This window comes from Erwinia persicina (assembly GCF_019844095.1).
GTDB classification, from domain to species: domain Bacteria; phylum Pseudomonadota; class Gammaproteobacteria; order Enterobacterales; family Enterobacteriaceae; genus Erwinia; species Erwinia persicina.
This window is the reverse complement of sequence record NZ_CP082141.1, coordinates 2,168,566-2,187,786: the sequence shown is the minus strand read 5'-3', so window position 1 is coordinate 2,187,786 and position 19,221 is coordinate 2,168,566. Positions and strand designations below refer to the sequence as shown.

At 53.4% G+C, this 19,221-nt stretch carries 18 protein-coding genes and 1 pseudogene; 8 read left to right on the top strand and 11 right to left on the bottom strand.

Annotation, left to right across the window (positions count from 1 at the left end; translation table 11 throughout):
* Positions 1-42 precede the first annotated feature (42 nt).
* Positions 43-1,407 (top strand): L-serine ammonia-lyase, encoded by a 1,365-nt coding sequence (locus K6L24_RS09890; RefSeq protein ID WP_062746194.1) that lies wholly within the window; start codon positions 43-45, stop codon positions 1,405-1,407.
* Between the two features lie 241 nt (positions 1,408-1,648).
* Positions 1,649-3,211 carry an EAL domain-containing protein gene (locus tag K6L24_RS09885; RefSeq protein ID WP_062746196.1) on the top strand — a complete coding sequence of 521 codons (1,563 nt, stop codon included), beginning with the start codon at positions 1,649-1,651 and terminating at the stop codon, positions 3,209-3,211.
* Between the two features lie 68 nt (positions 3,212-3,279).
* On the opposite strand, the gene K6L24_RS09880 is transcribed toward K6L24_RS09885, so the two are convergent.
* The gene (locus K6L24_RS09880; protein WP_222682261.1) at positions 3,280-4,842 is read right to left on the bottom strand and encodes a TerC family protein; all 1,563 of its coding nucleotides are present in this window, start codon (positions 4,840-4,842) and stop codon (positions 3,280-3,282) included.
* A gap of 516 nt (positions 4,843-5,358) precedes the next feature.
* On the opposite strand from K6L24_RS09880, the gene manX reads away from it, so the two are divergent.
* The 4 genes from manX (at position 5,359) to K6L24_RS09860 (ending at position 8,569) form a co-directional block, all read left to right on the top strand.
* On the top strand, positions 5,359-6,321 hold the full coding sequence (manX, locus tag K6L24_RS09875; RefSeq protein ID WP_062746200.1) for a PTS mannose transporter subunit IIAB: 963 nt from the start codon (positions 5,359-5,361) through the stop codon (positions 6,319-6,321).
* Positions 6,322-6,378: 57 nt separating this feature from the next.
* Positions 6,379-7,179 (top strand): PTS mannose/fructose/sorbose transporter subunit IIC, encoded by an 801-nt coding sequence (locus K6L24_RS09870; RefSeq protein WP_062746202.1) that lies wholly within the window; start codon positions 6,379-6,381, stop codon positions 7,177-7,179.
* A 15-nt stretch (positions 7,180-7,194) separates the two neighbouring features.
* Complete coding sequence (locus K6L24_RS09865) at positions 7,195-8,046, top strand: PTS mannose transporter subunit IID (RefSeq protein ID WP_062746204.1); 852 nt, start codon at positions 7,195-7,197, stop codon at positions 8,044-8,046.
* Positions 8,047-8,110: 64 nt separating this feature from the next.
* The gene (locus K6L24_RS09860; protein WP_062746410.1) at positions 8,111-8,569 is read left to right on the top strand and encodes a DUF986 family protein; all 459 of its coding nucleotides are present in this window, start codon (positions 8,111-8,113) and stop codon (positions 8,567-8,569) included.
* Here K6L24_RS09860 and rlmA read toward each other — a convergent pair.
* The 5 genes and pseudogenes from rlmA to K6L24_RS09835 form a co-directional block, all read right to left on the bottom strand.
* Positions 8,550-9,407: a 23S rRNA (guanine(745)-N(1))-methyltransferase gene (rlmA, locus tag K6L24_RS09855; protein ID WP_062746206.1), complete on the bottom strand. Its 858-nt coding sequence runs from the start codon at positions 9,405-9,407 to the stop codon at positions 8,550-8,552. The genes K6L24_RS09860 and rlmA overlap by 20 nt on opposite strands.
* A 174-nt stretch (positions 9,408-9,581) precedes the next feature.
* Positions 9,582-9,791, bottom strand: coding sequence for a transcription antiterminator/RNA stability regulator CspE (cspE, locus tag K6L24_RS09850; RefSeq protein WP_001062678.1), 210 nt, complete (start codon positions 9,789-9,791; stop codon positions 9,582-9,584).
* An 85-nt stretch (positions 9,792-9,876) separates the two neighbouring features.
* Positions 9,877-9,948: pseudogene (locus tag K6L24_RS09845) on the bottom strand (DUF2627 domain-containing protein); the annotation flags it as partial.
* Between the two features lie 551 nt (positions 9,949-10,499).
* Positions 10,500-11,498 carry an MBL fold metallo-hydrolase gene (locus K6L24_RS09840; protein WP_062746209.1) on the bottom strand — a complete coding sequence of 333 codons (999 nt, stop codon included), beginning with the start codon at positions 11,496-11,498 and terminating at the stop codon, positions 10,500-10,502.
* Positions 11,499-11,516: 18 nt separating this feature from the next.
* A complete protein-coding gene (locus tag K6L24_RS09835) occupies positions 11,517-11,792 on the bottom strand; it encodes a YebO family protein (protein ID WP_062746412.1) in 276 nt (91 codons plus the stop codon).
* Positions 11,793-12,018: 226 nt separating this feature from the next.
* On the opposite strand from K6L24_RS09835, the gene K6L24_RS09830 reads away from it, so the two are divergent.
* On the top strand, positions 12,019-12,255 hold the full coding sequence (locus K6L24_RS09830; protein ID WP_062746211.1) for a YobH family protein: 237 nt from the start codon (positions 12,019-12,021) through the stop codon (positions 12,253-12,255).
* A 38-nt stretch (positions 12,256-12,293) separates the two neighbouring features.
* Here the strand turns inward: K6L24_RS09830 and kdgR are convergent, their stop codons facing one another.
* Positions 12,294-13,085 (bottom strand): DNA-binding transcriptional regulator KdgR, encoded by a 792-nt coding sequence (kdgR, locus tag K6L24_RS09825; RefSeq protein ID WP_062746214.1) that lies wholly within the window; start codon positions 13,083-13,085, stop codon positions 12,294-12,296.
* Positions 13,086-13,272: 187 nt separating this feature from the next.
* On the opposite strand from kdgR, the gene K6L24_RS09820 reads away from it, so the two are divergent.
* The gene (locus K6L24_RS09820; protein WP_222682313.1) at positions 13,273-14,646 is read left to right on the top strand and encodes an MFS transporter; all 1,374 of its coding nucleotides are present in this window, start codon (positions 13,273-13,275) and stop codon (positions 14,644-14,646) included.
* Between the two features lie 48 nt (positions 14,647-14,694).
* On the opposite strand, the gene htpX is transcribed toward K6L24_RS09820, so the two are convergent.
* From htpX to K6L24_RS09800, 4 genes are all read right to left on the bottom strand, one after another.
* On the bottom strand, positions 14,695-15,576 hold the full coding sequence (gene htpX / locus K6L24_RS09815) for a protease HtpX (protein WP_062746218.1): 882 nt from the start codon (positions 15,574-15,576) through the stop codon (positions 14,695-14,697).
* A 184-nt stretch (positions 15,577-15,760) separates the two neighbouring features.
* Positions 15,761-17,806 (bottom strand): carboxy terminal-processing peptidase, encoded by a 2,046-nt coding sequence (prc, locus tag K6L24_RS09810; protein WP_222682260.1) that lies wholly within the window; start codon positions 17,804-17,806, stop codon positions 15,761-15,763.
* A 19-nt stretch (positions 17,807-17,825) separates the two neighbouring features.
* The gene (gene proQ, locus K6L24_RS09805) at positions 17,826-18,518 is read right to left on the bottom strand and encodes an RNA chaperone ProQ (RefSeq protein ID WP_062746221.1); all 693 of its coding nucleotides are present in this window, start codon (positions 18,516-18,518) and stop codon (positions 17,826-17,828) included.
* 96 nt (positions 18,519-18,614) lie between these two features.
* Entirely contained in the window at positions 18,615-19,115 is a 501-nt protein-coding gene (locus K6L24_RS09800) for a GAF domain-containing protein (RefSeq protein WP_062746222.1), read from the bottom strand.
* Between the last annotated feature and the right edge of the window lie 106 nt (positions 19,116-19,221).

Here is a 19,221-nt window from a genome sequence, read left to right as displayed (position 1 = left end):
CTCTCCCACAGCGTGATTAAAATCCTTACAGGAGCGTACAACGTGATTAGCGTTTTCGACATGTTTAAGATCGGCATTGGCCCGTCGAGTTCTCATACGGTTGGCCCAATGAAAGCCGGCAAACAGTTCGTCGACGATCTGGTGAACAATCGCCAGCTCTCTTCGGTGACGCGTATTGCTGTCGATGTCTACGGATCTCTTTCCCTTACCGGCAAAGGGCACCATACCGATATCGCCATTATTATGGGTCTTTCCGGTGCCTCACCGGAAAGCGTGGATATCGACGGCATTCCTGCCTTCATTCGCGATGTGGAACAACGTCAGCGCCTGTTACTGGCTAACGGGGTTCACGAAGTGGATTTCCCGCGTGAAGGCGGTATGGTGTTCCGCAGCGACAATCTCTCCCTGCATGAAAACGGCATGACTATCCATGCCTTTGCCGGTGAACTGCGCATTTACAGCAAAACCTATTATTCCGTGGGTGGCGGATTTATTGTCGACGAAGAGAATTTTGGTAAGTCAGTCGTCAATGAAGTGTCCGTCCCTTACCCGTTTAATTCCGCAAAAGAGATGCTGGCCCACTGTCAGATGACCGGGCTGTCCCTGTCGGGCATGGTCATGAAAAATGAGCTTGCGGTGCACAGTCGCGCCGATATTGAACGCTACTTCACCGATATCTGGCGAACCATGCGTGAGTGTATCGATCGCGGTCTGAATACCGAAGGCGTACTGCCCGGGCCGCTGCGGGTTCCGCGCCGTGCTTCTGCCCTGCGCCGTCTGCTGGTGTCATCCGATAAAATGTCCAGCGACCCGATGATCGTCATCGACTGGGTGAATATGTTTGCGCTGGCAGTGAACGAAGAGAATGCAGCCGGTGGCCGTGTTGTCACTGCGCCAACGAACGGTGCCTGTGGTATCGTCCCTGCCGTGCTGGCGTACTACGATCACTTTATAGAACCTGTTACCCCGGAAATTTTCACCCGCTACTTTATGGCCTCAGGGGCGATTGGCATTCTGTATAAAATGAATGCATCGATTTCAGGTGCAGAAGTGGGCTGTCAGGGTGAAGTGGGCGTGGCGTGCTCAATGGCAGCCGCTGGCCTTGCAGAGCTGCTGGGCGCCAGCCCGGAACAGGTTGCCGTTGCCGCCGAGATCGGGATGGAGCACAACCTTGGCTTGACCTGTGATCCGGTCGCGGGTCAGGTGCAGGTGCCCTGCATTGAGCGCAATGCCATTGCCTCGGTAAAAGCCATCAACTCGGCCCGCATGGCGATGCGCCGCACCAGTGAGGCCCGCGTGTCACTGGATAAGGTCATTGAAACGATGTACGAGACCGGCAAAGATATGAATGCCAAGTACCGTGAAACGTCACGGGGTGGTCTGGCAATTAAAGTCCAGTGTGACTGATATCTTAACGCCCCCCTCCCGGGTGGCGTTTCTCATTTCACCGCAGTAAAAATAATTCAGCGCCCCGCTATCGTCGACATCAAGAAGTCGCTAAAGTGTTTTGGGCGCAGTTTCTGAGAGTAACTCTCTGTTTTTAAGCCATTCAGCTTTTCTCTTCAGCGCAACTAAACTAAATGCATCAGTTGCCGATAATTAGTATTCGGTCTCTATATACGCGTCTTGTTCTAAAGGGTGGTTACTGATGCAAATGTCCCAGGAAGTATTCGGACAGTTTCGTCGTAAGCGATTGCTAATCGCTGCGGTTGTTGCCGCATTGGTGCTCATTCTCACATTAACTTTCCGCTTTGTGGAAGAAAAAAACCGAATAGAGCAACAGTCGCGTACCTTTGCCAATAACGCCATCCAGCGCTTTGATCGCATGTTCTCACCCCTGGACGTGGCCGCCAATAACACCATTGGATTGGTAGGCCTGACCTGTAGTGAAATCCGTTTTCCTTTGATTGAAAAACTCGCTTCATTACAGACAGTGCGTTCGATTCTTCTGGTCGACGAAGACCGGATTTACTGTTCAAGCATTTACGGCAGTTCAGATATCCCTTTTACTGACAGCTACCCTGAACTGGCAGTGAATAATCAGCGAATGATGCTGGCGGTGGATGAACACCTGATTAAAGGTTCGCCGGTTCTGTTGTTATGGACGCCGCGCTCGCTGGATAACCGTTCAGGGATTATCCAGGTCATTAATATTGAACTGATGACCAATTATCTGCTGGAACCCACCCTCCCCTGGGTCGAGCGGGCAATCTTCAACGTCGGGGGGAAAAGTCTTGAATACGGTAATCCGATGATTGAGCCAGCGGTGCCCTCGCCTGACGAAGTCAGTTACGAAGAGTCTTCGCTGCGTTACCCTTTCTCTATCACGCTGTTCGGCCCTTCACCCGCCCGTCTTTCTTTACTGACCGTACCGTCTCAACTGCCGCTGGCGCTGCTGCTCAGTTTACTGATGGGCTATATCGTCTGGCTTGCCACGGCCAACCGCATGAGCCTCTCCTGGCAAATCAGCTATGGCATTACCGCACGCGAGTTTATGGTCTACTGTCAGCCGCTAATTAATGCCCGTACCGGCGCCTGTGACGGCATTGAGCTGCTGCTGCGCTGGCACAATCCCAGACAGGGCTGGATACCACCCGATGTCTTTATCCCGCTGGCTGAGCGGCAGAATCTGATTGCTCCCCTCACACGCTTTGTTATCAGTGAGGCGGTCCGGCAGTTGCCCAATCTGCCCGGCTGCAATTCGTTTCACATTGCCATTAACGTGGCAGCCAGCCACTTCCATGAGCGGGCGATTATTGATGATCTGCAGCGTCTGTGGTGGCCCGCAAACCCTAAGCCTCAACTAATCGTTGAACTGACAGAGCGCGACTCTCTGCCAGTGGTGGATCAGCGTGTGGTGTCCCATCTGCATAAAATTGGCGTCAAGCTGGCGATCGATGACTTTGGTACCGGACACAGTTCGCTCTCCTACCTCAAAACACTCAGTCCGGACGTGCTGAAAATCGATAAAGTCTTTACCGCGGCTATCGGTACGGATGCCATTAATGCGACGGTGACCGATATGGTGATCTCCCTGGCACAGCGGCTGAATATCAGCCTGGTGGCCGAAGGGGTGGAAACGGCAGAACAGGCAGCCTATCTGCGCGAGAAAGGCGTGGATGTCCTGCAGGGGTATTTCTATGCCCGACCGATGCCATTAGGGGATTTCCCGGACTGGCTGATTAATCATGACGAGTCGCTGGACGCTTAAGTACGGTACTCAGCATAAAAAAAGCCGGGGATATCCCCGGCTTTTTATTACCTGCACGTCAGTAAGGATTACTGATCGTCTTCATCATGCTCATCGCGCTCTTTGGTTACGCGCACCAGATCAATGCGATAGTCAGTGGCTTCGATAATCTGAAAACGCAGCGGCAACATCTCTATCACTTCACCCGGCTTAGGCAACTGCCCTTTCTGCTCAATCAGCAGACCGGCCAGGGAAGCGTGGTCGTCTTCCGGTCGAACCAGATCCTGCGTATCCAGCAACTGCTGCAGCGAGTGGAGATCGGTTCCGCCTTTCACCAGCCAGCCGTCACCGTCAGCAATGATATCCGGGGTTTCGTCTTCGTCCGGGAATTCCCCGGCAATAGCTTCCAGTACGTCCAGCGGCGTGATCAGCCCCTGCACAACGCCAAATTCATTGGTTACCACAACAAAGCTGCCTTTTGCACGCCGCAGGACACCCAGCAGGTTCAGCGGATCCAGCGTTTCCGGCACGATAATCGGTGGTGTGGCCGCAGCAAAGGTCACCACGTCAATCCCGTGCTCCAGGGCTACCAGTAGCTCCTTAGCACGCACCACGCCGATAATCTCATCCAGTTCGCCCCGGCATACCGGGAACAGGCTGTGCGGGGTGTCCAGCAGCTGGATGCGGATCTCATCCACCGGACGCAACGAATCTACCCACGAGATTTCACCGCGCGGGGTCATGATGCTGCGCACCGAACGGGAGGCCAGCGTCAGGACGCCGTTGATCATGTAGCGCTCTTCGTCCTTAAACGCCTGCTGCGGCATGATAGCGGCAACTTCACTGCTTTCACTGCTATGGCTTTCGTTCTGGCGACGTCCGCCCATCAGTCGCTGGATAGCCTCTGCGGTGCGTTCACGCATCGGACGCCGTTCCTGATGACGCATAAAGTTGTGACGGGCGATCTGGTTGAACAGCTCAATCAGGATTGAGAAGCCAATGGCGGCGTACAGGTAGCCTTTCGGAATATGGAAGCCAAAGCCTTCCGCCACCAGGCTGAGACCAATCATCAGCAGGAAGCTCAGACACAGCACCACCACAGTCGGATGCGCGTTAACAAAGTTCGTCAGCGGCTTGGACGCCAGCAGCATGACCCCCATCGCAATGATCACCGCGGTCATCATGATGGCCAGGTTGTTAACCATTCCAACGGCCGTAATTACCGCATCCAGGGAGAACACGGCGTCAAGAATGACAATCTGTACCACCACGGCCCAGAAACTGGCATATCCTTTATTACCGCCGGCGTTCATATCGCGGTTTTCCAGCCGTTCGTGCAGCTCCATGGTGGCTTTGAACAGCAGGAACAGTCCACCCACCAACAGGATCAGGTCACGGCCCGAGAAGCTGAAGTCTCCTACGCTGAACAAAGGACGGGTTAATGTCACCATCCATGAGATCAGCGACAGCAGGCCCAGACGCATAATCAGGGCCAGAGACAGGCCAATCAGCCGGGCTTTGTCACGCTGTTTTGGCGGCAGCTTATCGGCAAGAATGGCAATAAATACCAGGTTATCGATACCCAGCACGATCTCAAGAACGATGAGCGTAAAGAGACCTGCCCAGATTGAGGGGTCTAAGAGAAATTCCATGACAGACTCCGAAAAAAGGAACGGGAACAGGCAGCAAACGTTCGGATGAGCGTGCAGCAGGGATAACAACGAGTGGAATGTAAGGTGACGTCTGGCGACGTTGAAAACAAGACCGGGTAGCCCGGCGGCATGATTAAGCGACTTCGGTGACAGTCCATAGGGAGGGCTGAGGCCCGTTACTCCTGTATTGAAAAAGGATCATTACTTTAGCAGTTGAAACAGTAGCGTCAAAATAATTTCTTACACTCGGGCATGTTTTGCCACTTTCTGGATAATGTTTCATCAGGGTTCCTGAAATCCAGGTTAACGTCTAAATAACTGAGCACCGTCACAATATTTATTTTTTCGCATACTAAAATAAATCCCGTTTATGGCTGTGTGTTTAGAACTACTGATCCGTTTTGAGCACGTCGCAGTAAAAGTTGGACTTTAATCATACTGAATGCCTGTTGATTCAGATGACCCTTGCGCGGCTAGCTGGCTGTAGCCGTTGCCAACGTATAAAGGAGGTAGCAAGTGACTATTGCTATTATGATCGGCACACACGGCTGGGCGGCAGAACAACTACTGAAGACTGCCGAAATGCTGTTAGGGGAGCAGGAAAATGTCGGCTGGATCGACTTTGTCCCCGGGGAAAATGCCGAAACGCTGATGGAGAAATACCAGACGCGGCTGGCAGAAATGGACAGTGCACAGGGCGTGCTGTTCCTCGTCGATACCTGGGGAGGCAGCCCGTTCAATGCGGCCAGTCGCCTGGTCGTCGATAAAGAGAATTACGACGTAGTCGCCGGGGTCAATATCCCGATGCTGGTCGAAGTACTGATGGCGCGCGACGATAATCCTACCTTTGATGAGCTGGTTGCTCTGGCGGTTGAAACCGGACGTGAAGGCGTGAAGGCACTGAAAGCGAAGCTGCCCGAGGCCACGCCTGTCGCCGCCGCCGTCAAAGCGCCCGCCCCTCCCCAGGCCCCTATGCAGCCCGGCGATCATATGAAAATTGGGCTTGCCCGCATCGATGACCGTCTGATCCATGGTCAGGTGGCTACCCGCTGGACCAAAGAGACCAACGTCACGCGCATTATCGTCGTGAGCGATGAGGTCGCCGCCGATAACGTGCGCAAAACGCTGCTCACTCAGGTTGCCCCTCCGGGTGTCACCGCGCACGTTGTCGACGTCGCGAAAATGGTACGCGTATGGAATAACCCTAAGTACGGAAAAGATAAAGTCATGCTGTTATTCACCAACCCGACTGATGTCCTGCGTCTGGTCGAGGAAGGCGTCAACATCACCACCGTCAATATCGGCGGCATGGCATTCCGTCAGGGAAAAACGCAGGTTAATAACGCGGTATCGGTCGACGCTAAGGATATTGAGGCGTTTAAAAAACTGAACGAGCGTGGTATCGAACTGGAAGTCCGTAAAGTCTCCAGCGACCAGCGACTGAAAATGATGGATCTGATCGACAAAATGACGCAATAGACCGTGGCCTGAAAACTCAGGTTGAACTCCGTTCTGGCATGAAAGAGGAAAAGTGTAATGGAGATTACCACGCTACAAATTGTACTGATATTTATCGTCGCCTGTATCGCAGGCATGGGTTCCATCCTCGATGAGTTTCAGTTTCACCGGCCCTTAGTGGCCTGTACGTTGATAGGTGCCGTACTGGGCGACATGAAAACCGGGATCATCATCGGCGGTACGCTGGAAATGATCGCCCTCGGATGGATGAATATCGGGGCCGCCGTGGCCCCCGATGCGGCCCTGGCCTCCATCATTTCCACCATTCTGGTTATTGCTGGCGGACAAAGCGTCGGTGCCGGTATCGCACTGGCTATTCCGCTTGCTGCTGCAGGCCAGGTGCTGACCATTATCGTGCGTACCATCACCGTGGCCTTCCAGCATGCGGCCGATAAAGCCGCCGAAAAAGGCAACCTGACCGCGATCTCGTGGATCCACGTTTCAGCACTGGTTCTGCAGGCGATGCGTATTGCTATCCCCGCACTGATTGTGGCTGTCTCGGTCGGTACGCATGTGGTGCAGGAACTGCTTAACTCGATCCCGGATGTGGTCACCAACGGTCTGAATATTGCCGGTGGCATGATCGTGGTCGTCGGTTACGCAATGGTGATCAACATGATGCGTGCCGGATATCTGATGCCGTTCTTCTATCTGGGTTTCGTGACCGCGGCATTTACCAGCTTCAACCTGGTCGCGCTGGGCGTGATTGGCGTGGTGATGGCTATCCTGTATATCCAGCTGGCACCAAAATATAACCGTGTTGCGGGTGCACAGGCGTCAGGGCCGGCACATAACGACCTTGATAACGAACTCGATTAAGGAAAGGTGAGAGAAATGGTTGATACAACAGCTACCGCTACGCAAAAGAAACTGACGCCAGGCGATATTCGCGGTGTGTTCTTACGCTCTAACCTGTTCCAGGGTTCGTGGAACTTCGAACGTATGCAGGCACTGGGGTTCTGTTATTCCATGGTGCCGGTGATCCGCCGCCTGTATCCTGAGAATAATGACGATCGCAAACAGGCCATTAAGCGCCATCTGGAGTTCTTTAATACCCACCCTTACGTTGCGGCCCCGGTGCTGGGCGTGACGATGGCGATGGAAGAGCAGCGCGCTAACGGCGCAGCCATTGATGACGCGGCAATTAACGGCATCAAGGTGGGCCTGATGGGGCCGCTGGCGGGTGTCGGTGACCCGATCTTCTGGGGGACCGTGCGTCCGGTCTTTGCCGCACTGGGTGCCGGCATTGCCATGAGCGGCAGCCTGCTCGGCCCGTTGCTGTTCTTTGTGCTGTTTAATCTGGTACGTTTACTGGTGCGTTATTACGGTGTGGCTTACGGCTACCGTAAAGGGGTGGATATCGTCAGCGATATGGGCGGCGGCTTCCTGCAGAAACTGACTGAGGGGGCGTCCATTCTCGGCCTCTTTGTTATGGGCGCGCTGGTGAACAAGTGGACGCATGTTAACGTTCCGCTGGTGGTGTCCAGGATCACCGACCAGACGGGTAAAACCACCGTCACCACCGTTCAGTCGATTCTTGACCAGCTGATGCCGGGTTTAATCCCTCTGCTGCTTACCTTCGGCTGTATGTGGCTGCTGCGCCGTAAAGTTAACGCGCTGTGGATTATCATGGGCTTCTTTGCGATTGGTATCTTCGGATACTGGATTGGTCTGCTCGGTGTCTGAAGTTAATTAGTTTTGTTTTCACTCCGGGGCCAGCACAGTCTGGCCCCTTTTTATGGGCCCTGATATGTTTTTGACTGATTATTGTATTGTGCTATTTATTGCATTAATTCTGCTTTATGCCATCTACGATGAATGGATTATGGACCGCCTTCACGGCCCGACGCGGCTGAAAATTCGCTTGCAGCGCCGTAATAAGATCGACAGCCTTATTTTTATTGGCTTGCTGGTTATCCTCATCTATAAGAACGTCAGTGATAGCGGCCCGCAACTCACCACCCTGCTGTTGATGGCGCTGAGTGCCCTGGCGGTATGGTTATTCTGGATACGTGCCCCCAAGCTGTTGCTCAAGCAGGCTGGCTTCTTCTACGCCAATGTTTTTATCCGCTGGGAACGTATCAGCGCCATCAATCTTTCGGAGGATGGCGTGCTGGTGATTGCCCTGGAAAACCGCCGGTTACTGATCCACGTTCGCCAGTTGGATGACCTTGAAAAAATTTATCAGGTTATGCTGGAAAGTCGTTAATTATCGGGGTGGTGGCCATGTCATTATCGCGCTGCCACAGGCGAAGCGTGAAGTCGGTTTCACAAGAAAACTGTTCTGTGGTGGCCAGAATGCCCCACACTTCCGGACGGGCGCGCCAGGCAAAAGGCGTCATCTGCAGCAACGCCCCGGACTCTTCACTGTTCAGCACCATGGGATAGGTGAGCTGCTCCTGCTGCACCAGCGTAAAGCCCGGCATCTTTTCCGGCGTGGTGTCGTGCAGTTGGACATCCTGGTAAATCAGCGCTTTATACTGCATCAGATGGCGCGGGCCTGGCGTCACCGTCAGAACATAACCCTGGGATTTCACCACCCGGGCCAGTTCCTGAGCCTTACAGGGAGCATAGATACGCAGAACCGCATCAAACAGGCTATCGCTGAAGGGCAGGCGATGACTGGAGGCGACGCAAAACGCCACGTTGTGGTAACGCTTCGCCCCGGCGCGAACGGCAATTTTAGCGACGTCCAGTCCGTACACTCTGGCATCACCTTTCTCTGCCAGACGTTGGGCGACATGGTGGGTGTAATACCCTTCCCCGCAGCCAATATCCAGAACGTTTACCCCGTCCTCTGGCAGCACGCCCGCCAGCAGCTCACTGACCCGCTCCTGTAACGGCTGATAGTGACCGGCATCAAGGAAAATACGCCTCGCCTGCATCATATCGGCACTGTCACCAGGTTGCTTTGAACGCTTATGCTGTACCGGCAACAGATTCACATACCCCTCTTTGGCCTGATCAAATTGATGCTGATTTTCACAGCGCCAGGTACGCTGAGTTAATGACAGTGGCTGCTGGCAGAGAGGACACTGGTACGACATAGACAACACTCCATAAATCTGACGACGCAGCAGTGTACTGTAAACGCCAGCTAAAATCCCGCTGTCACGCCGCTTAACGCAGACAAAAAAGCCCCGTCATTTCTGACGAGGCTCAGTATTCAGATTTCAGCCTGGATTACGCACAGGGCGTCATTGACAGGCTCAGATCGAAAATTAGATAGCGGTGACGTTCACAGCAGCAGGGCCTTTCTGGCCGTCCTGAATTTCGAACTCAACGTTCTGGCCTTCAGCCAGAGTTTTGAAGCCATTACCCTGGATTGCAGAGAAGTGTACGAATACATCTTTGCTGCCGTCTGCTGGGGTGATGAAGCCAAAACCTTTAGACTCGTTGAACCACTTAACCTGACCTTTAATCTTTGCCATTTTGCAAATTCCTTAGAGTGTTTATTCGCCCGTGGGCTTTACGTACAGAAAAACCAGAGACATTACTGCATGAGGCACTAAATTAAGGCTCGGCAAGGAAGCGGTATTCAACGTCAACGTCTTTACTCAGAACTTCTTTACTGAAGATGCCATACATAAACAGAACTGTACCTCGTTTTACCCGAATGTTTTATCACATATCCGTTAATTAATGGCAAGTCATTTTTAAACGGGGATAGAGATGTCGCACACATTTAAATCGATACCCGGCACAGAATGCACTTTCATGCATGATGCAACATCAGCAACGAACACTTCTTTGCCACACAGAACCCTTTCACCACCTGCACAGTCTGCTGATATCTTAGACCGCACACAGTATGAAGTCTATGCCGATACTGCGTAAAAAGAATATTTACTGCTGAAATTATTGCATAATTATGGCAAAGCTTTTTCAGTTCTTATCGATGGTCAGGCAAGGTTCTCACACTAATACCGCTTCTGGTTGTATGAAAATCAGACATTAGCACCACTGAATAATAGCGTTGCACCAAAATCAGGAAAATGAAAAACACAATGCCCCATTTAAATGCATTGATCTGAATATGGGTATTATCAATATTATGTTCATGGGGATTGAATAATTAGACACCGTTCTCTTAACTTGTTATTTCTGCTTTGATTCGGAATTTAACATTAGGATAATTCTTAATTTATATTATCGAGAAGGATATGAGCCCCTATCCTCAAGGCGTTAAAGCGGGTTGTATCAAGACCGGCTGACTGCATGGCCGTTTCCAGCGCCTGCGGCGGCTCGTCCAGTGACTCGTCAGCAAGCTCAAACACGCCCCAGTGGATGGGGATCGTATAAGGTTGTCCAATCGCATGATGCAGGGACACGGCCTGGTCAGGATCCATATGCTGCCCTGCCATGAACCATTTAGGTGCATAGGCTCCTACCGGTAAGGCCGCAAGGTTGAATGGCCCTAAACGACGCGCGATCTCCAACAGATTTTCTGAATATCCACTGTCACCGCTAAACCAGAAATTCAGAGCGACATGCTGGATAACCCAGCCGCACCACAGGGAACGGTTACGGTCCCACAGGGTACGCATACTCCAGTGCCGGGCGGGCACGGCATGTATTGTCAGTCCGGCAACCTCTGTCTGCTGCCACCAGTCCAGTGGCACGACCTGACGGGCACCGAGCCGCTGAAACCACGCCTGCAGCCCCAGCGGCACCACAAAAGTGACCTGCGGAAAACGACGCAGGATTTTCTTTATGGTTTCGCGGTCAAGATGATCGTAATGATTGTGCGAAATCAGTACCACATCCAGGGCGGGCAGATCTTCCACGGCGAGCGCTGGCGGGGTTTTACGCGCAGGCCCGATGAAACTCAGCGGTGATGCCCTGTTGGAAAGCACCGGGTCAATCAGCGTGTAGCGCCCTGCGGTGCGCAACATCAGGCAGGCGTGACCGAGCCACCAGACGGCGTCTGCTTCGCCGCTCAGGCTGGCAGGCTGCCACCACTGGTGGATAAACTGCTTATACCCTCCGGACGGCGGCAGCGGCAGCCCCTGCTGTTTACGTTCCCGCCGCCAGCGCCTCAGGTCACCGTCCTGACGCATATCCGCTTCGGCGTTGCGGAATCCCTCACGCGTATGGTGCGGGAGGGACGGATTATACCAGGGGTTCTGCCAGGCCATGACGGCTCCTTTTTTGACTCAGCGCTCAGGGATCAGGCGGGTGAAGTCTTTGTTATCGCCTGCATCGCTGGCTTTTTCAGCCTGCTCTTTTCCGGCCACCGCATTGGTCAGCCGCAGCAGCATCACATTCTGCCGTTTCTGCTCCTCCAGCAGCGATTCCAGCAGCTGTATCTGCTGATTCGCTCTGACGCTGGCGCGATTAACAAAAAACCAGACCAGCAGACCGGCCAGCACCAGTACCGCTCCCATACCCATCGATACGACATCCATCGTACCCGTTGTCATCTCGTTCATACCTGCCTCAAAAGCTGAAAAATGGGCGGCCAAATGATGGCCGCGCCGCAGGCATGATTTTACCTGCCCGAAGGATAATTGATAGCGGCATCACACAAATCTTATTGCGCCGGCCGGACGCGGATTCAGCATCCTCTTATCGATTTTAACGACAGTGCGTATCATGCTGTTATGATGAACGCGGACGGTGAGAACACCGCCTGAAAAAAATAATAAGGGGATATAAATGAAGTTCTTGCTACGCATCGTTGCCCTGCTGGTCATTATCTGGCTGGCTATGCTGTTGACAGGCTATGGCGTCCTGACGGGCAGCACTAAAAATGTCGCAGGAATGGGTCTGCAGTGCCAGTATCTGACGGCGCGCGGGATGGTTATTGCACAGTATCTGCATACCGACAGCGGAATCGTCGGTGTGACCGACTGCCCCCTGCTGAGAAAAAGTACGGAAGTGGTTGATAACTGAGTGATGGCACGGGCCGGCTTGCTGCCGGCCCGTTTCACTCAGAAGGGGTAGTTGTGAAAACCCATCTGCTCAGAAATGTTTTTTGCTGCCTGATGCAGCATCGCCACATAATCTTTTTTGTGTTCTTCGGAAAAACGGATCGTCGGGAAGGAGATGCTCAGGCCGGCAATCACCACACCAAAACGGTCAAACACGGGGACAGCAATACAGCGTAACCCCTCTTCCTGCTCTTCATTATCTTCGCCGAAACCCTGAGAACGCACCCTGTCGAGCACCGGTAGCAATGCCGCACTGCTCTCCAGCGTTTTAGAGGTGCTGCGGGTAAACTCCACGCCACTCAGGATCGCTTCAACCTCGGCACGATCGCGCCAGGCCAGCAGGACTTTGCCTATTGCTGTACTGTGTAGCGGGTTACGACGACCTATACGTGAATACATACGCAGGTTATACAACGAATCGACCTTATGAATGTAGACAATGCTGTCTTCTTCCAGCGCGCCGAGGTGAATGGTCTCTTTGGTCTGACGGGAAATATCGCGCATCTGCACGTCCGCACTGCGGATCAAATCCACATTTTCCAGCGCCTTCGCACCCAGTTCAAACAGCTTGAGGGTTAGCGCATACTTCTCGGACTCCCCCTCTTGCGACACGTAGCCAAGACTTTTCATGGTTTGCAGAAAACGGTAAACGGTGCTTTTCGACATCATCACCCGCTGCGACAGTTCGGTAATACCATTTTCACGCTCTTCACCCAGTGCCTGCAAAATGCCGAACACTTTCATTACCGAAGAGACGGAATCGGGTTGCTTATCAGTATCGGCACTGGTCATGTTTATCCTTTGTTGTTTTATAAAAAGTGGAACGCTATTTCCAGTATACGGTTGAGGCTATCCGGGTGCAATGCTGACGGCACACAGGCCGACACATCCATTGATAGTTTTCAGTCATTTACAGACTGGAAAATTCCGTAAAATCCATTAGCATGATGATATTCGCTCCCCTGATTATTTCATGAACATGCCTCCTGATTCCCCGAACGACGGCTTACCTTTACCCCAGCGCTACGGTGCGATCATGGCCATTGCGCTGGGTATTACGGTCGCCGTGCTGGATGGTGCGATTGCCAATGTCGCCCTGCCCACCATTGCCCGTGAACTCCGGGCCAGCCCGGCGCAGTCTATCTGGATTGTGAACGCCTATCAGTTGGCGATCATAATGTCACTGCTGTCACTGTCCTTCCTCGGCGATATGATTGGTTATCGTCGTATTTACCAGGCCGGACTGGTGCTGTTTACCTGCACGTCACTGTTCTGCGCGCTTTCAGACTCGCTGACGATGCTGACCGTGGCCCGCATTTTGCAGGGTTTCGGGGGAGCGGCGCTGATGAGTGTGAACACGGCGCTGATACGCATTATCTACCCACAACGCCTGCTGGGCCGGGGGATGGGGATCAACTCGCTGATTGTGGCCGTCTCCAGCGCTGCCGGGCCTACGGTGGCTGCCGCCATCCTTTCCGTGGCCTCCTGGGAGTGGTTGTTCCTGATCAATATCCCGGTGGGCATTGTCGCGCTCTTTCTGGCGCTGCGCTTCCTGCCCGACAATCAGCAGAAGGCCCAGGGGCAACGTTTTGATGTGACCAGCGCGGTGATGAACGCCCTTACCTTCGGCCTGCTGATTTCGCTGCTGAGTGGCTTTGCGCAGGGCGTTAACGGCTCGCTGCTGCTGGTACAACTGCTGCTGCTGCCCGTTGTCGGCACCCTGTTTATCCGCCGTCAGTTGAGGATGACGTTCCCGCTCCTGCCGGTGGATCTGTTCCGCATACCAGTGTTTGCACTTTCCATCGGCACGTCGATCTGTTCTTTCTGCGCCCAGATGCTGGCGATGGTCTCTCTGCCCTTCTTTCTGCAGGGCGTGCTGGGCCGCAGCGAAGTCGTCACCGGCCTGTTACTGACCCCATGGCCACTGGCGACGATGGTGATGGCCCCGGTTGCCGGCAGGCTGATTGAGCGTTTCCACGCGGGGCTGCTGGGTGCTGTCGGGCTGGCCCTGTTTGCCACCGGGCTTTTTGCCCTGGCGCTGTTGCCTGCGACCCCCACAGATGCTGATATTATCTGGCGTATGGTGCTGTGTGGTGCCGGGTTCGGACTGTTTCAGTCGCCAAATAATCACACGATTATTTCCTCGGCCCCGCGCCATCGCAGCGGCGGTGCCAGTGGGATGCTGGGAACAGCACGCCTGTTTGGTCAGTCGAGCGGTGCTGCACTGGTGGCGCTGATGTTTAATCTGTTTTCCACCCAGGGCACCCACCTCTCTCTGCTGCTGGCAGGCTGCTTTGCCGCCCTGGCTGCACTGGTCAGCGCCCTGAGAATGACGCAGCCAGGAAACGCCTGACATAAAAAAACCCGCCAGCGGCGGGTTTTTACAGAACAGCGGTCACGGCTATTTCAGGTACTCACCGCTGCGCAGCGCTTCAATACGTTTGTCCAGCGGTGGATGCGACATAAACAGCTCGCTCATCGATTTGGACTTACCATTGATGCAGAATGCCATCATGCTGCTGGCTTCCTGCGGCTCATAGCTGGTTTTCAGACGTTGCAGTGCAGCAATCATCTTCTCACGCCCAGCCAGACGCGCTGCGCCTGCATCCGCATGGAATTCACGGTGACGAGAGAACCACATGGTGATGATACTGGCGACAATACCGAAGACCAGTTCCAGCACCATGGACACCGCGAAATAAACCATCGGATTACCGTTGCTGCTCCCCTCTTCATCGCGGTTGCCGGACATAAAGCCTGCGGCCAGCTGCGCCAGGATACGCGAGATAAAGATCACGAAGGTGTTCACAATCCCCTGAATCAGGGTCATGGTCACCATATCGCCGTTAGCAATGTGACTGACTTCATGCGCCAGCACGGCCTCAGCTTCATCACGGCTCATGTTCTGCAGCAGCCCGGTAGACACCGCAACCAGTGACGCATCGCGGCGCGCGCCGGTAGCAAAAGCATTGATGTCCGGGGCATGGTAAATGGCGACCTGCGGCATGGCGATACCCGCCTGCTGCGCCTGACGTCCCACGGTTTCCATCAGCCAGCGTTCGGTTTCGTTGCGCGGCTGTTCAATCACTTCACCGCCAACGGAGCGTAGCGCCATCCATTTCGACATCAGCAGTGAAACAAACGCACCGCCAAAGCCAAACAGACCCGCCATGATCATCAGGCCCATAACACTGCTTGACTGGATCCCTGTCAGGCTGAGGATCAGCCCGAAAACCACCATTACCCCAAGGTTGGTTAACAGGAAAAGAGCAATACGCATCATAAAATTTATTCTTCCTCAGTTATTCCGCTTTTCGCGTAACACTATCGTAAGGTCAATACTGCGCTTTTCAAGCACTCTTAATCTTTAAGTGTTTAAAAAGACATAACTTTACACTTTGTCTTACTTTTTGGGCCGCACAGAAGGAGATAAAAAAAAGGCACAGCGATTGCTGTGCCTGTGGCGTTTATTTGGCCGCTGCCGGAGAGGCCGGCGGCTGCTGTTTTTCCAGCTGCGCCAGGTCATTGGCAATTTTCACCGTTTCATCAAGATACGGATCCGGCTCTTTATAATCTTTTGGCAGATCGTCCACCTTCGCCAGCGGTTTTTTCCCTTCCGCTTTCAGGCGGGCATTGATGCGTTCCAGACGCAGGGCATCATCTTCCCGATTCTCTTTCTCGCGTTCAGCAAGATTAAGTGAAATGATATTGCGCTTGTCTTTGTTGGCATTAAAGCGGGCGATATCTTTAATGATGTACTGGAACTCAGCATCTTTCGCGATACGATCCTGATGCGCTTTGATCAGCTGCGGTTCAAAGGGCTTGAGGTCACCTGTTTTAACGTAGCTTGCCGCATTCACGCTGTCCCACGGCAGGGCGTTATCCTCAAACTTCTCACCGGTTTCGACCGCTTCCACGCCGGTAGGCATCAGCAGATCCGGGGTCACCCCTTTGCGCTGAGTGCTGCCGCCGTTGATGCGGTAGAATTTCTGAATGGTGTACTGTACAGACCCCAGGGCCGGCCACTCAGGGCGCAGCATCTGATCGTAGATGCGGTTCAGCGAACGGTACTGCTGCACAGTACCTTTACCAAAGGTCGGCTCACCGACAATCAGCGCACGGCCATAGTCCTGCATGGCCGCAGCAAAGATCTCTGATGCCGACGCGCTGAAGCGGTCAACCAGCACCACCAGCGGCCCTTTGTAGTAAGTGACACCATCGGTGTCGCTGTCCTGACGAATTTTGCCATTGTTGTCACGAACCTGTACTACCGGGCCACTTGGGATAAACAGGCCGGAAAGCGATACCGCTTCCGTCAGTGCCCCACCGCCGTTGGTGCGCAGGTCGATAACAATGCTGTCAATATTCTGCTTCTGCAGCTTCTGCAACTGCACTTTAACGTCGTCGGTCAGTCCCACGTAGAAACCAGGAATGTCCAGCACGCCAACCTTCTGCTTGCCGACGTTGTGCACAGTCATTTTCACCGCGCGGTCTTCCAGGCGAATTTTTTCACGCGTCAGCGTTACGGTGCGGGTTTTTGTGCCTTTTCCGGCCGGAAGGATCTCAAGGCGGACTTTACTGCCCTTCGGTCCTTTGATTTGGGCAACCACATCATCCAGACGCCAGCCAATGACATCAACGACAGGTTTACCCGGCTGGCCGACACCGACAATGCGGTCACCGACGGTGATCGTTTTACTCTTCGCCGCCGGGCCTCCGGCGACCATGGAATTGATGACCGTATAGTCATCATCCATCTGCAGGACCGCACCAATACCTTCAAGCGACAGGCTCATTTCGGTATTGAACTGTTCAGTATTACGTGGTGACAGGTAGTTAGTGTGGGGATCGATTTCGTGGGCAAACGCCGTCATCGCCAGCTGGAACACATCCTCGCTGTTGCTCTGCGCCAGGCGACGCACGGCAAATTGATAACGTTTGGTCAGAACCTCACGGATCTCTTTCTCATCTTTACCGGCAAGCTTGAGGCTCAGCTCATCATATTTAACCTTGGCATCCCACAGGTCATTCAGCTCTGAGGTACTTTTGGGCCATGGCGCTTTGCTACGGTCGATATCAATGGTGTCATTGCCGGAGAAATTCATCGGCTTATTCAGTACGGAAAGAGCGTACTGATAACGTTCGAAACGGCGTTTTTGCGTCAGATTATAGAGATCGTAAAACGCCGAAAGCTGGCCGCTTTTAAATTCTTCGCCCAGCGTGGTTTTTTTGTCCGCATATTGCGCAATATCCGACGCCAGCAACACATTGTGGCTGTAGTCGAGCAGGTTCAGATAACGCTCAAAGATTTTAACGGAAAAATCTTTGTTGAGATCGAACTGGCGATAGTGGGAGCGGGTAAAACGGGAGGTGACACGCTCACTGACAGTGGCATGCTGTGCTTCCTGATGTAACTGCGGGATTTGATCGGCGCGCGTAATATTATCCGCCGCAAAAACGTTGCCCGCTATCAGCAGGCCCGCAACGATAGTGCTTTTAAAAAGAGTGTTCATGCCCTGATTAGCCTCCGTATCAGAACTGCAAGTGTTCTGCGCGTACTATCATTGCCAGGCCGGAAGCTAACTGTACCCGAACGCCATCTTTGGAAATTTCCAGAATGGTGGCATCCATCGCACTTTTACCTGCGGTGACTTTAATATTTTGGCCGACTTGCAATGCTGAGGTGTCGGTAACCGGCTTACGCGGTTCCGGCTGGGTCTCGGTACGAGGAGCGGAAGCAGTCTGTTCTGCCTGTGGACGTGCAGGTTTGCTGCGCACTTTACGTGGCTGCTCACCTTCTGCCGCAGGTTTACGAACAGGTTTACGCGGACGACGCGGGGTGGTTTCTTCACCCGCTTCACGCTTTTTCGCCTGCTGCTGTTCGCGCTGTGCCTGCACGCGCGCTTTCGCTTCTTCAAGCTGCTTGCGCGCATGTTCAACATGCTGTTCGTCCAGTTGACCACACGCATTGCCATCAAGATCGACGCGCGTTGCGCCCGCTTTGATGCCATACAGATAGCGCCAACTGGAAGTGTAAAGACGCAGTGCAGAACGAAGCTGAGTTTTACTCAGGCTCATTTCGCCCTGCACGCGGTCGACGAGATCCTGAAATATTCCGATTTTCAGTGGTCGTGCTTCGCCTTCGGCGCTAAAGCATTGTGGGAAACGCTCCGCCAGAAAGGCGATGACTTCTTTGGTGCTATTCAACTTAGGTTGATTTTCCATGAAATTTCCTGATTACAACGGGTTTGCCAATCAGCGCAGGCATGAACAGGCGACATTATAATGACCCCATCAGCAATTGCTACGTGATCCAGCGCTTTAGGTGCGTTTCATGTGAATAAATTTTTCCACATCCGATCCGGCAAGCACCTCGCAAAGCCCGTCCGTTAACGCTTTCAGCCCCGCTTCATCCTCACTATCAAAGCGGTTATATTCAACACTATCAATATCCAGAACACCGATAACGCTGCCATTAACCACCAGCGGCAGCACAATTTCAGCGTTGCTGGCCGCATCACAGGCAATGTGTCCGGCGAAAGCGTGAACATCAGCCACACGCTGCACGGTCTTTTCAGCCACCGCCGTACCGCAAACGCCGCGCCCGACAGGAATGCGCACACAGGCGATTTTCCCCTGGAACGGCCCGAGGACCAGCGTATTCTCTTCCGTTAACAGATAAAAACCCGCCCAGTTAACCCCATCAAGACGTTCATATAAAAGCGCGCTACAATTGCCCATCACTGCCAGGAAACTGGTTTCACCGCTCAGAAGAGCACGCATGTCACGATTGAGGTCGGTATAAAATTCTGCTTTTGTCATTGTTTAACCATTGTAGAAACTGAAACGAAGCGCAGTGGCGCTTCGCCTGATAAAATTAAGCATTAAAAAACCAGTCGGCGAGGTGAATCATTCTTTTAGTTGCTAT